General features: G+C 69.9%; 7 protein-coding genes, 1 tRNA gene and 3 pseudogenes. 1 reads left to right on the forward strand and 10 read right to left on the reverse strand.

Annotated elements, in window-relative coordinates; all coding sequences use genetic code 11:
• Positions 1–18 precede the first annotated feature (18 nt).
• Positions 19–83, reverse strand: a tRNA-Ser gene (locus ACZ5NH_RS02335).
• Positions 84–301: 218 nt separating this feature from the next.
• Between ACZ5NH_RS02335 and ACZ5NH_RS02340 the strand changes: the two genes are divergently transcribed.
• Positions 302–1,831: a methionine--tRNA ligase gene (locus ACZ5NH_RS02340; protein ID WP_468772534.1), complete on the forward strand. Its 1,530-nt coding sequence runs from the start codon at positions 302–304 to the stop codon at positions 1,829–1,831.
• Between the two features lie 38 nt (positions 1,832–1,869).
• Here the strand turns inward: ACZ5NH_RS02340 and ACZ5NH_RS02345 are convergent.
• From ACZ5NH_RS02345 to ACZ5NH_RS02385, 9 genes and pseudogenes are all read right to left on the reverse strand, one after another.
• A pseudogene (locus ACZ5NH_RS02345) lies at positions 1,870–2,193 on the reverse strand (PP2C family protein-serine/threonine phosphatase); the annotation flags it as partial.
• A 100-nt stretch (positions 2,194–2,293) separates the two neighbouring features.
• Positions 2,294–3,535 carry a ThuA domain-containing protein gene (locus ACZ5NH_RS02350; RefSeq protein WP_468772536.1) on the reverse strand — a complete coding sequence of 414 codons (1,242 nt, stop codon included), beginning with the start codon at positions 3,533–3,535 and terminating at the stop codon, positions 2,294–2,296.
• 175 nt (positions 3,536–3,710) lie between these two features.
• The gene (locus tag ACZ5NH_RS02355) at positions 3,711–4,697 is read right to left on the reverse strand and encodes a GNAT family N-acetyltransferase (protein WP_468772538.1); all 987 of its coding nucleotides are present in this window, start codon (positions 4,695–4,697) and stop codon (positions 3,711–3,713) included.
• 96 nt (positions 4,698–4,793) lie between these two features.
• A pseudogene (locus ACZ5NH_RS02360) lies at positions 4,794–5,573 on the reverse strand (RNA-guided endonuclease InsQ/TnpB family protein); the annotation flags it as partial.
• Positions 5,467–6,163: pseudogene (locus ACZ5NH_RS02365) on the reverse strand (MmyB family transcriptional regulator); the annotation flags it as partial. The pseudogenes ACZ5NH_RS02360 and ACZ5NH_RS02365, both read right to left, overlap by 107 nt.
• A 75-nt stretch (positions 6,164–6,238) precedes the next feature.
• Complete coding sequence (locus ACZ5NH_RS02370) at positions 6,239–7,774, reverse strand: S8 family serine peptidase (RefSeq protein WP_468772540.1); 1,536 nt, start codon at positions 7,772–7,774, stop codon at positions 6,239–6,241.
• Between the two features lie 332 nt (positions 7,775–8,106).
• Positions 8,107–8,574, reverse strand: a complete 468-nt coding sequence (locus ACZ5NH_RS02375; RefSeq protein ID WP_468772541.1) for a hypothetical protein — start codon at positions 8,572–8,574, stop codon at positions 8,107–8,109.
• A 513-nt stretch (positions 8,575–9,087) separates the two neighbouring features.
• Positions 9,088–11,259 (reverse strand): SpoIIE family protein phosphatase, encoded by a 2,172-nt coding sequence (locus ACZ5NH_RS02380; RefSeq protein ID WP_468772542.1) that lies wholly within the window; start codon positions 11,257–11,259, stop codon positions 9,088–9,090.
• A gap of 458 nt (positions 11,260–11,717) precedes the next feature.
• Positions 11,718–12,851 (reverse strand): alpha/beta hydrolase family protein, encoded by a 1,134-nt coding sequence (locus ACZ5NH_RS02385; protein ID WP_468772544.1) that lies wholly within the window; start codon positions 12,849–12,851, stop codon positions 11,718–11,720.
• Positions 12,852–13,043: the final 192 nt, after the last annotated feature.

Here is a 13,043-nt window from a genome sequence, read left to right on the forward strand (position 1 = left end):
TCCCGTTGTCCATGGGCGCGGCCCGGCGCAGGACTCGAACCTGTGTCCGGCCGTTGAAGGGCCGGCCACCGCACCGTCCGGGCTGCCTCGTCAGGCAAGCCGTGGCCGGGCGAAAACCGAACGCCGTCCCGCAGGCCCGGCTGCTAGCATCTGCCTCATGATCACGCCTTGGCCTCAGCATCGGATGATGCCCCGTCGACGGGGCTGCTGAGCATGGACGCGTGACGAATCCGAGGCCCCGGGGACGGGGCCTCGACGTGGTTGTGCGGACCGGGCCTCGTCTCCCTGACAGGAGGTTCCGATGACCGCACCTCGCCACTACATCACCACGACGATCCCGTACGTCAACGCGCGCCCGCACCTGGGCTTCGCCCTGGAACTCGTCCAGGCGGACACCCTGGCCCGGCACCGCCGCCAACGGGGCGCCGACGTACGCCTGTTGAGCGGGACGGACGACAACTCCCTCAAGAACGTACTGGCCGCCGAGGCCGAGGGCATCGACGTACAGTCGCTGGTCGACCGCAACGCCGAGGCGTTCGCCGCCCTGCGGGGCCCGCTCGCGCTGTCGCTCGACGACTTCATCCGTACCAGCCGCGACCCGCGCCACCGCGTCGGCGTCGAGCGGCTGTGGCGCCGGTGCGCCGCGGCGGGAGACCTGTACCGCAAGCACTACGAAGGCCTGTACTGCGTCGGCTGCGAGCAGTTCTACGCCGAGGCCGAACTGGTCGACGGGCGCTGCGCCGAGCACGGCACCGAGCCGCAGCTCGTGGCGGAGGAGAACTGGTTCTTCCGGCTGTCCCGTTACGCCGACCGGCTGCACGAGCTGATCGCCGGCGGCACCCCGCGCATCGAACCCGCCGCCCGCCGCAACGAGGTCCTGTCCCTGATCGCGGGAGGCCTGCACGACTTCTCCGTCTCCCGCTCCCACACCCGTGCCCGCGGCTGGGGCATCCCTGTGCCCGGCGACCCCACCCAGGTCGTCTACGTGTGGTGGGACGCGCTGGGCAACTACGTCACCAGCCTTGGCTACGGCGCCGAGGACCCCGCCTACGAGCAGTGGTGGGTGACGAGCGAACGCCGTACCCATCTGATCGGCAAGGGAGTGGTGCGCTTTCACGCCGTGTACTGGCCGGCGATGCTGCTGTCGGCCGGTCTGCCGCTGCCCAACGACATCCTCGTCCACGACTACCTCACCGTCGACGGGCGCAAGATCAGCAAATCCGGCGGGACCACCGTCGACCCGGTCGCCCTCGCCGACACGTACGGCACCGACGCGGTGCGCTGGTGGCTGTTGCGTGAGGTGCCCCGCGTCGGAGACGCCGACTTCACCCCCGACCGGCTGATCGCGCGTGCCGACGCGGACTTCGCCGGGGGCCTCGGCAACCTCGTCCACCGCATCGTGACCATGGTCCACCGCTACCGCGGGGGGACGGTGCCCTCGCTCGGCACCGACCGGTTCACTGTGACGACGCTGCTGGACGTGTGCGCGAAGGCTCCCGCCCGGATCGACGCGGCGCTGGCCGACTTCGACTTCCGCCGCGCCACGGGCGCCACCTGGGACATCGTGGAGGAGGCCAACCGGTGCATCGATGTCACGCGGCCCTGGGAGCTGGCCCGAGCGGAACGCCACGGCAATGCCGCTGCGGGCGAACGCCTCGACGCGGTCCTGTCCGCCCTGGTTGCGGCGTGTCGTGTCCTCGCAGAGGAGCTGCTGCCCTTCATCCCCGACGCCGCGGCCCGGATCGCGGCGCAGGTGACGCCCGTGGACGGGAGCCTGCCGCCCGCGACCCCGCTGTTCCTCCGGCTCCAAGAGACCACGCCGCATGTGTGACGCCCCGGGCCACCCGGCAGTCCGCGGTCCGTCGCCGATCAACCGGTCTGTACTTGGGCGATGAGCAGGGCGACGTCGTCGTGGCCGGCGGGGTGCCGGAGCTGCCGCAGGAGCCGGCCGCAGGTCTCCTCCGTGGAGCGGTACGGAAGGGACAACTGGCGCAGCAGGTCGCTGAGGCGCTCGTCGATGGGATCATCGCGGGTTTCGACCAGCCCGTCGGTGTACAGGACGAGCCGGTCACCGGGCTCCAGGTCGGGGGTGGTCGTCTCGAAGGGAACGCCGCCGACTCCGAGCGGAGTGCCGGTGGGCAGATCGAGGAGTTCGGGTGGTCTGCCGGCTCGGATGAGGACCGGCGGCAGGTGACTCCATCAGCTCGGCCTGCGTCCACCGGCGCGTGCAGCTCCCGCCTCTGGGCAGGGAGCCCGGCCGGACGAACCCGGCCGGGCCTGTGCCGGAGTCGGCTCAGGAGGGCAGGGTCCAGCTCTGGTTGGCCGCTTGGGCGCATGACCAGATCTGCAGCCGGGTGCCGTTGGCCGAACTGGGTCCGGTGGCGTCCAGGCATTTGCCCGACTGCGGGTTGACCAGGGAGCCGGCCGCCCCCGGTTGCCAGACCTGCGAGCCGGTGCCGTTGCAGTCGTACAGCTGCACTTTGGTGCCGTTGGCGGTGCCGGCCCCGGTCACGTCCATGCACTTTCCGAGTGCGGTGAGTGTGCCGTCGCCGACCGTCCAGTCCTGCGCGCTGGTGCCGTTGCAGTCGTAGAGCTGAACCGCCGTGCCGTTGGTCGTGTTCGCGCCGGCGACGTCCACGCACTTGCCGCCGTATCCGTGTATCGGGCCCGTGACGGTGGGGGGCGGGGTGACCGGACCGGACTGTCCCGCCGCCCACTTGATCTCCTGCAGGAGAAGCTGGTTCTGCTGGGCGCTCGCGAACGTCGAGGACAGAGTGGTGTTGGTGGAGTAGTCCATCGCGTTGTGGCCGAAGTTGTTGTAGACCATCTTGTAGTGGCGGTTGGACCAGACGATGGGGTAATAGCCGCTGTGCCAGGTCTGGTTGGGGTCGGTGCCGATCGGGAAGGTCGACGGATCCATCGACGCCAGGATGTCGATGTCGGGGTTCTGCCGCAGGTCGTTCTGCCAGCTGTACCACTCGCTGACCGACGATGTGATGGTGGCCGGCAGGCCGGCCGTGGCCGGGTGGACGGTGTCCTCGATCTTCAGCGTCTCCGAGGTCGGCCCCCAGGAGTTGCTCTTGAACGTGCCGGTGCCCAGGAAGGTGTTGTGGTACCAGGGCCAGTCACTTGTGTCGTCGTTGTACGCCGAGACGTGGAAGCCGATGAAGCCGCCTCCGTTGGACACGTACGTCTGGAAGGCGGACTGCTGCGACGCGGTGTGCGGGTAGTCGTCGAGGAACATCACCACCTGGTAGTTGGCCAGGTTCGCGGTGTTGAGCTCGCTCCAGTCCGTGGTCGAGGTGTACGTGAACCCGTTCTGCGCACCGGCTTGCGGGAACCACGTGTTGGCCTCGTGGTCGAAGCTGATGTGCGCTGCGTCGTAGGTGCCGTCATAGAAGGCGAGCACCTTGAAGGGGGTGGCGGCTTGGGCGGTGTGCGCCGGGGCCGCCTGGAGGGTGAATACCAACGCGAGCAGGGCGAGCAGTCTCAACAGGGGGTGGCGCCGGGCGACTTCCGTACCAGATCTGACCATGTGAAGGCCTTCCTCGGCTGTGGGGGGTGCCGTGTACGGCGTATTCAGAAGTCTAGACCGTGTTCATGTCAATGATGGCTAGTCTGGACCAACGGATCGGGGCGCGTGGGGCAGATTCGTTTGGGTGGTTGAACGGTCACGGAGGATTGTCAAGTCGGCCCGCTACGGGAGACGTTCACGCGGGCGCTGGACCAGGCCTGGGCGGACCGACTGGCGGCGTGACGGCGTCGCTTCCGACCGGTCGGCTTCCTGGTGGCAGCTGTGTTTTGCGTAGGCCGTGTGCCCAGCCGGCTTCTGGTCGCTCGTAGGAGAAGCTGTACCCGGTGAAGCCGGCAACCGGGACGAACCCGATGCGCTGGTAGAGGGCGTTGCTGGTGGCGTTGGCCGGGTCCGTGAACAGGACGACATCCGTGGCGCCTGCGGCCAGCGCGGCTCGGCTCACCTCGACCGTCACGGCGCCCGCGTAGCCGCGACCGCGGAGGTGGGCCGGGGTGTAGACGGGATCCACCCGGACCTGGCCTGCGACCATCGGGTTCGCGCCCGCCATGGAGACGGGTGTGCCGTCCGGGTTCTCCCAGTACGTGTAGCGCTTCTCGGCGAAGCGTGTGCCGGCCCAGGAAGCGGCGTCGATGGAGACGACTTCCCCGACGTCCGCGGTGAACTCTCGGCACCAGCGCATGAGGTGCTCGTGGTCGCGCTCGCCCACGAGTCGGCCCCGGCCCGCTGGGACCGGCTCCGGCGGGGTGAGCGTGCCGAGCCGGTGGAGAAGGCCCCGCCAGTCGCGTACCGGCGCCGCGCCCGTGTGCCGCTGCCAGGCCTCGGCGAAAGCGGTGGCGGTGTCGTGATCCGCGGTGACACCGGAGAAGGGGTGGCCGAGATCGGTCAGGTGGCCGGCGAGAGTCTCTGCCTGCTCGGGGGAGAGGGTGGTGAGGGTCAGGCGGCCGCGCGGAGTGCGGTAGAAGATGGCGCGGACCTCGCCCCCTGACTCCAGTCGGCCGAAGACGGTGGCTTCGGCACCGTATGCGTTCGCCCCGTGTGTGCGCAGTTTCTCGAGCGTTGTCAGCGGCGTGTTGTGCATGACGGGGCGCGAGCACAGGAAGTCTCCGGCGCGGGCGAGAAAGTCGTCGATGTCTTCGGTGAGGTGCCAGTCATCCGGGCGCATGCTTCAGGATCCGTCAACTTGACCCGGCCTTAAAGGACCGGGTTTGGAGGTAGTGCCCAACTGGCTGCTGGGCTGGCTCCTCCGTCCAGACACCCCTTACGGGGTGGCAGGGACGTGTGACTCACGCCCCGCGTTCCACACGCTCTCGCCACGTTGGGCGATGTTGTGGGAAGCGTTCCGGTCGGCGTGGGCAACGACCCCGCACCCCCGGCAGATGAAAAGCCCCTGGTCGACACGGTTGCGCTTGTCGACGTGGCCGCACTCGGCGCATGTCTGCGACGTGTACGCGGGGTCGACGAGGACCAGGGGCACACCGGCCCGCTTGGCCTTGTAGACGATGAAGCCTCCGAGCTGGGCGAAGGCCCAGGCGTGGAGGGTGACCCGTTGGGGCTTGCGGAGCCGTACCCTCTGCCGGATTCCCTTGAGTTCTTCCAGGCAGATCCCGGCAAAGGTGCGTTCAGCCTCGGTCACGATCGTCTTGGCGATGATGTGGTTGGTGTTCTTGACGTGCCGCCGTTCGCGGCGGGAGCGCTCCTTCAACCGGCGCTTGGCGCTCTTGGTGCCCTTCTTCTGGAGCTTGGCCCGCAAGGCAATCTGCCGCTTGCGGTACCGGTTCAGGCCGCGCCCGGCGGCCTGGTAGCCGGTGGACGTGGTGGCGATGTTGGCGATGCCGAGGTCGACGCCGATGAACGAGTCCGGCTCGAACTGGGCGGCCTCGGGGATCTCGCAGGTGGCGATCAGGTAGAAGGCGCCGTCACGCTCGATCAGGTCACTCTCGCCCTTGCGGTACTGCTGGAGCACCTTGAGCGCGTTGGTCGAGCACGCGAACCGCACGCCCTTGATCCGGCCCGCGGTGGTGCAGATGGAAACCGTCTGCGTGGAGGCGGTGGCCGGGGGTGCCTTCGAGCAGCATGGACTGGTGGTCGAGGGTGAGGTCGCCGACCCTGGGGGTGGTGGAAGTGCTTGGTGCCGGGGCGGTGGGCGCGGACGTCGTAGCGTTCCCACAGGCGGGCGAAGTCCTCGCTCATGAGCAGGAGTTCGCCGACGAGCTGGGCGAGGTCGGGGGCATCGGGGTCGGTGCCGGCCAGGGCCCGCAGGCGTGCGACACAGCCGCGGATCCGCGTCTCCCACTCGGGGAACAGGTCGCGGGCCGCAGGGTGGAGGAAGGAGTAGCGGGCGAGGTTGCGCTGCCTGACCGGCCAGCTGTCGATGCCCGCGTACAGGTGCAGGCCGCCGGGGTTGGCGGCGAGTACGTCCAGGGTGCGGCTCAGGACGTAGGCGGGGCTCGGTCGCAGGTTCTCCAGCAGCAGCCTGACGCCTGGCCGCACCGCGCGGCTGGGCGCGGTGGGTGGCTCGGGGGCGCTCCGGGCGGCGCGGTCCGCCAGCCGGCGCAGGTGCTCGTGTTCGTCCCCCTCCAGACGCAGCGTGCGGGCGAGGGAGTCGACGACGGCCGGGCTGGGACGGGACCTCACCGCGACAAGCCGAACGGCACCCGTCCTTCAAGGCGGGTGCCGTTGTGTGAGCGTGCCGCGCGGGCTGGTTCAACCGGCCATGGACGGAGCGTAGGGCGACATCGCAGGAGCAAGTTGCACTCCGGGAGCCAGGCCGAGGGCGACCAGGGCGTCGGGCAGGCCGTGTCCGACTCGGGCCGCCTCCGCGGTGCCCGGGGCGGCGAGTTGGCGGCAGCTGGCGGCGATGATCTCGAACAGATGGTGGACCCGGCCGGGGCCGCGGGGCAGCAACTGGCCGTGGAAGTCCTCGTGGTGAGCGAGAACGAGAGCGGCAAGGCCGGCGACGTGGGCCGAGGCGGTGGCGGTTCCGTCGAGGGCCGTGTAGCCGCCTTGCGGCGAGCAGGAGAGGACCGCCACACCGGGGGCGGCGGCGTCCACTCCCGGGCCATGGCAGCTGAACGGCGCGGCGAACAGCCCTTCCGGTGTCAACTGTGCCCCTGAATGGCAGGCTTGGGACGTCTCCTGTGGATACGAGCCGAAGACTCCCAGCGCGCCCACGGTGAACACGGTGGGCAGCGAGCCCGGGAAGGCCACCGGCCCGGCCGTGTCGCCCGCCGGGGCGACGCAGGCGATCCCGGCCGCGTGGGCGTCGGCGAGTTTGCGGGAGACCAGCGCCGACGGGTACGGGACGGCCACCGCGATGTGGGCGATGTCGATCTCGCGTTCCATGCAGTGGTCGAGGGCCGCGATGAGGTCGCTGAAATGCCCGTCCGGCATGACCTTGCAGACCTCGATCTCGGCGTCGACCGCGATGCCGATGACGCCTTTGCCGGTGTCCGCCCCGGCGACGATCCCTGCCGCATGTGTGCCGGAGCCGGTCACGTCGCGTGCCCAGCCGTCGTCCGTGCCGCGTACCAGATCGACCCCGGAGCGCACGGGTTGGTTCAGGTCGGGATGGTCGGCACTGACACCCGAGCCGATGAGGGCGACCTTGACGCCGAAGGCGCGGAACGTGGGGGGCAGCCGGTCCAGCCGCATGGCCTGCTGGCCCCAGCCGTAACCTTGCCGTTCCTCCAACTCCGGGTACACCTGCGTCAGTGGGGTGAGAGTGACGACGTTCTCCCTGCCCGCGGACAGGTCGGGCCGATGAATCCAGCGGTCCATGTATCCGCCTGCAGGCCGGACGTACAGGGACCCGATGGAGCGAGCGGTCTCCGTGGCCGGCGTGATGGTGACCGTCCCGTCCGCCCCGGTGACGCCCTGGCTCGGCCAGGTCGTTCCGATCAGGAACACCCCGGCGCCGGCCAAGGGTTCGCCTTCCGGGCCACACACGCGCAGGGAGATGTCCTCGGGTTGCTCCATGTGCATGACCAGCCCCGGGTCGCGCAGCGGCAGAATTCCCGCGGTAGGCATGGTGGCCAGTCCGGTTCCGGCCAATGGCAGGTCCGGCTCGATGTGTACGTGCAGCGACTGCATCACCGGGATCCGGGCCTCGGCTGCCTCTACGACTGCGATCTCCGGGCAGGAGGGGTGAAGGCCTGACGGCTGGGCCTTTGCAGAGGGCCGCAGCCTGCGGATCACCTTGACCTCGGGCATCTGCTCCAGCTGGTCACAAAGCGCGTCCATGCCGAGTTCGGGCACCCCTGGCGGGAGCAGATGCTGCGGAAGCGGTGCCACCAGGTACCGTTCCCGGCGCGGCTGAACCGTCCGCGGTGAGCGAGCACCTTCCTTGCCTGGCCCCGCCGCTTTGCCCTCAGGCACCGACCCATTCGGCTGTGTGCCTTCGGATCCGCTCTCCCGGTTGTTCCCGGGCCTTTCCTTGACCATTGCCTCCACCTTCACCACGCCTACGTCCTGTGTGTGTGCTCCTGTGGGCAACGGGCGGCCCGTGCTTCCACGGTGATGCGGTGTGCCCGGGAACGACTCCGGGACACACCGCATCGCGCTGCCGCCTCAGGTCAGCCCATACCGAAGGGCTGACCCATCTGGCCGTAGCCGAAGCTGGGCTGCTGGTACTGCGGGAACTGCTGGCCGAACGGCTGCTGGCCGAACCCACCGCCCCACGGCTGCTGGCCCTGCTGGCCCTGCTGGCCCTGCTGGCTCTGCTGGAGCAGCGTCACGATCGCGGTCGGCAGCGCCTGCTGCACGGAGTGCTCCACCGCGCTTCGGACGCCCTGCTGCAGCGTGTGGTGCAGCGCGAGAGCCAGGTAGGGGTGCGCCTGATGGGCGAGGCCCTGCTGCTGAAGCTGCTGCTGGACCTGCTGGATCTGCTGCAGCGTCTGCTGCATCCGCTGCGCGATCTGCTGGCTCGCCTGCTGACACGCCTGCTGGATGGCCTGCTGGACGACCTGGGCGATCTGCTGTTGCGGGCCGCCCATCTGCTGGCCGAACTGCTGCAGGGGCGGAGTACCGGTCATTACCGACATGAATGCTCCGTTCGATGGCACGACGGGAAGCCGACATACAAGTTGATATCGGCCTTATCGGAAGAACCCGACTCCTCGGACGTTAAGTTGGTGTAACCAAGACCGCAATCGCTCACACCCGGCCGAGAAACGATCGCAATGAGGCCGCTGGCAGAAGAACCCTCCGGACGAAGGATGACGGGCCGAGTCGGCCCGCACCGGAGGAGGCAGGTTGGCGCGCCCCGTCCTTGCACGAGTGCCCGTACCGGTCATGGTGCAGATCGGCGAGCGGGGCCGGACGCTGGCGGAGACCTCTACGGGGTTCTCCCCGCGACCTTGCTGTAGGTCCAGTCGCGCACACCGAAGTCCTCGGGCAGGTGCATTCGGATGCGCAAAGTGCGCCACCGCGCCGAGACCTGCTCCGAGTGGGAACTCGAAGAGGTCTCGGATTCGGTGAGTCGCCGCACCGCTGGGGGCGGCCCCTGCCGGCGGTGCGAACGAGGCGGCGGAACGGATGCCGCGCCATTCGGCCCCTCAGACGGCGGTGATCACCAGTGCGGCCTGGTCGTCGAGGGTGGCACTGCCTGCGAACGCGGTGACTGCGGTGGTGATGGACTCGACGACGGCGGTGGCTGAGGGCGTCGTGGTCCGGACGGCGACGAGCGCGTCGGCCAGGCGCTCCTCGCCGAAGAACTCGCCGTCGGCGGAACGGGCCTCGGTGATGCCGTCCGTGACCAGGACGAGGCTGTCACCGGGATACAGGTCGATGCGGCACGGGCAGAAGCCGGGGTCAGGACCGATACCCAACAGCAGGCCCGACTCAGTGAGTTCTACGACCGTGCCGTCGGCGCGGCGCACGAGCGGCGGTACGTGGCCTGCTCGGATCAGGTTGAGCGCGAGGTGGGACGCGCTGTGCCGCAGCTCGCCGTAGACGAGTGAAACGAACTGGTCGTCATCGGCGGTGTTGCCCATCAAGGCGTCGTTGATGGCGGTGACCACGGCCGCCGGTTCGTTGAGGAGGCGGGCGGCGGCGCGCGCGGTGTGGCGGACCATTCCGGTGGTGGTGGCTGCCAGAGCGCCGCGTCCGGAGACGTCGCCGATCATGAGGGCCCAGCGGTCGGCGGGCAGCGGGAAGACGTCGTAGAAGTCGCCGCCGACCTCGAGGCCCTCACCGGCGGGATGGTACGAAGCAGCCAGGGCGGCGCCGGGAATCCTGGGCAACTCGGGAGGCAACAGGCCTGCCTGAAGATCGTGGGAAAGCTGGACGCGGTCGGTGAACTGATGGGCGTTGTCGGCACTCGAAGCGGCCCGGCGGGCGAGTTCCTCGGCCAGGGCGACCTTGCGTTCGTCCAGGGGCAGGTCGGTGGCCAGGAGGGTCAGCGCTCCGAAGGTGCGGCCCCGAGTGGTCAGCGGCACGCACACGTAGTCCCTGGCACCGAGCCGGGTGCGCGGGCCGCTCGCGTGGGCGGACTCGGTGGCGCCGGAGGCAAGCACGCGGGCGACAGCGGCGTCCACCTCGTCGCACAGCGCGGGGGAGGAGAGGAGATTCTCCTCCTCCCGGGTCGACGCCGCGACGGCGATGCGCTGAGTCTGGCCGCAGTCGCATACGTGGACAGCGCACAGCGGCGCCAGGGTCGGGACGGTCAGCCGGGCCATGCGCTGGAGGCTGTTCGAATAGTGTGTCTCGCCCGTGATGGCGGTGCTGGCCTCCAGCAGGAAGGCCAGATCCTCTCGGGCGGCCTTCTCGCGTTCCTGGGCGGCGTGGCGCGCCTCCACCGCGGCATGGCGTTCGATGGCCAGCGCGGCGATGCGGGTGAAGGAGGCGCTGAGCGCCATGTCCTTGTCCTGGGGAGCCTTGGGGGTGCGGTGGTACATCGCGAAGGTGCCCAGCAGTCGGCCGTCCGCGTCCTGGATGGGTGTGGACCAGCACGCGGCGACCCCGGCTCTCAGTGCCAGGTCACGGTAGTCCTTCCACAGGGGATCGGTGGCGATGTCCGTGACGATCACGGGTTCACGCCGGAACGCGGTCGTGCCGCACGAGCCGACGCCCTCGCCGATGGGTGCTCCGTCGATCGCCTCGTTGTAGAAGTCGGGCAGGCGTGGGCCGGTGCCGTGCCGCAGGCGCTGTCCGTCGGGATCGACGAGCAGTACCGAGACGAGCATGTCCGGGGAGAGCTCCTCGATCGCTGTGGCCATTCCTCGGAGGATCTCGTCCAGTGGGGCGTCACGTGCGATCTGCTCGAGCAGCGCGCGCTGCTCGGCGGCCAGGAGATGAGCGTGGTGGTACGCGGTGGTTTCGACGGCGATCACCACGATCCCGTCGATCCGGCCGGCGGTGTCCCGGCGGGGCTCGTAGGTGACGTCGAAGAATCCTTCCCGCTGCAGGCCCGGCCTGCCCAGCAGAAGCCGTCCGCCCCGGGCCCGGTACGCGACACCGGTGCCGTAGACCGCATCGAGCCGGTCGAGGACGCCCTGCGGCGCCAGTTCCGGAATCACCTCTCCGACCGGCTCGCCGAGGCGCCCGCGGTCGCACCCGAGCGTCTCGAAGAATGCCGAGTTCGCCGCTTCCAGCAGGTGTCCCGGCCCACTGAGCGCAGCAAAGATCACCGGGGCCTGTCCGAACAGGTCCGCGTACTCTTCGCCCCGCCGGTCGACGGAGACGGAGCGGGCCGTCCCCGCACTGCGGGGATCGAAATGGATGGACATGACAGGCGCCCTCTCCTGTCCCGTCCGCGCGCTGACCGCGCCGTTTCGGTGCCTCCACTCTGGCACATGTCTCCGCTGTTTCCAGCCGGGAGCCGGGCCGATCACGGCGGCACACCCCGGGCCTCGCCGGAGGACCACCCGCGCAATCCGCGACCTCGCCCCGCATACCGGTTGGTCAGCGTCGCGTGCGAGCACGACACGGCAATCTTCGCCGCGGAGTACCTCCGCCGCCGGTGGCAGGCAGTGGGCCGGCACGACCGCCGGTCCGTCACCCTCCATGCCGCTCGCCGCGGACCGAGGCGGCGGCAGCCGTACCCGCGCCACATCTCGATGAATTGGCGTGACAGGCCCCTGACCAGCCATGACGCCGCAGTCGTCAGGCGCCTGCGGCGAAGGCGCCGTCGAACGCTGCGGTCGGTTCGACACCGAAACAGGGCTCGGCGTCCTGCCCAACCGGTTCAACCGTGGCTGCTGCTCCGGGGAGGGGTACAGGCACCGGGGCGGGCCCCGCCGTGGGCGCTGAGGAAGGCCAGGAGATCGCACACGGACTGGCCCAGGACCTGATCGTGGCCCGCACCGGGATAGACGCGATAGACCAGCGAGGGGGAGCCCAGGCGACGCAGGCGGGCCACGACCTCGTCGGTCCAGGCAGGCGGCACATCCTGGTCGGCGTCACCCTGGATGACCAGGGTGGGGACGGTGATGGCGGAGCGGTCCGGATCGCCGTAGGCGCCCATCCGCTCGCCCATGCGACGCAGCTGGTCCCCTTTCAGCGGCAGCATCCGCTCGGTGTTCACCCCCTTGAGCACGGGATGGCTGTGCGTCACGCAGTCGGCGATGACCCGGGAGGCCGTAGCGGCCGCCGAGGGGCCCAGCAGCGAACGCAGATCCGTCCCAGGGCCACCGGGATCGGTCGCTGCCAGCCCGACGAGCGAGTAGAAAGCGAAGGACAGCTCGCTGGGCACATGCGAGGCCTTCACGCCCGCGAGCATGGCCTCCAGGTGGCTGGCCGGCGCAACGGCCACCGCAGCACCAAGCCGCTGGGCGCCCGTCCGGCGCTGGGTGTGGGTGGCGAAAAGCGCCGCCTGACCCCCTTGTGAGTGCCCGACCGCGAACCACACCGGCGCCAGGCTGGGTACCAGCCGGCGAGCCGCGGTGACGATGTCGGCCACGGCGTTGCCCTCGTCCGCGCCGACCAGGTAGGTGTGCGGGCCCGGGGTGCCCAGCCCCGGGTAGTCCGAGGCAGCGACCGCGTACCCGGCGCGCAGGAGCGCCCGCAGCTCCTCAGCGAAGGCCTCCGAACCCAGGTTCGCCGACTGCGAGGGTGCGCACGCGTCGGCCACGCCGGTGGTTCCATGCGCCCAGGACACCACCGGCCACCCTCCCTGCGGAGCGCGGCCCGACGGCAGCAGCACGGTGCCGCTTACGGCAACGTTCGCGCCGCGTGCGTTGGTGGACTGGTACAGCACCGTCCAGCGCCGCGCGCTCCCCAGCCGCGCATCAGGACCATGGTCTGTAGCCGCGATCAGCGTGCCCGGTTCTGCGCTCGGCAGCCGATCGGGTACCTGGTAGGCGTGATTCAGCGTGATCACAGCGGAATCCAGGTGCCGGTCCTCCGCCGCATGGAGAGTCCCGGTGCGGTTCGACGGTGACGGACGGGAGGCGGGAGAGCCCGCCGCTGCCGCGGCGAGCGCGACGGTGACCGCTGTGGCACGCAATCGGGGGCGCCTTGACCGGCGCCGCCCAGTGTCTGTGCCCGTCCTCAGGAAGCGAAGCGATCTCGG

The organism is Streptomyces sp. NPDC031426 (assembly GCF_055581585.1).

Bases quoted from the DNA above. Each gene is read 5' to 3' on its own strand.
- ACZ5NH_RS02340 (WP_468772534.1), top strand. From the start codon at position 302: ATGACCGCACCTCGCCACTACATCACCACGACGATCCCGTACGTCAAC.
- ACZ5NH_RS02350 (WP_468772536.1), bottom strand. From the start codon at position 3,535: ATGGTCAGATCTGGTACGGAAGTCGCCCGGCGCCACCCCCTGTTGAGA.
- ACZ5NH_RS02355 (WP_468772538.1), bottom strand. From the start codon at position 4,697: ATGCGCCCGGATGACTGGCACCTCACCGAAGACATCGACGACTTTCTC.
- ACZ5NH_RS02370 (WP_468772540.1), bottom strand. From the start codon at position 7,774: ATGGACGCGCTTTGTGACCAGCTGGAGCAGATGCCCGAGGTCAAGGTG.
- ACZ5NH_RS02375 (WP_468772541.1), bottom strand. From the start codon at position 8,574: ATGTCGGTAATGACCGGTACTCCGCCCCTGCAGCAGTTCGGCCAGCAG.
- ACZ5NH_RS02380 (WP_468772542.1), bottom strand. From the start codon at position 11,259: ATGTCCATCCATTTCGATCCCCGCAGTGCGGGGACGGCCCGCTCCGTC.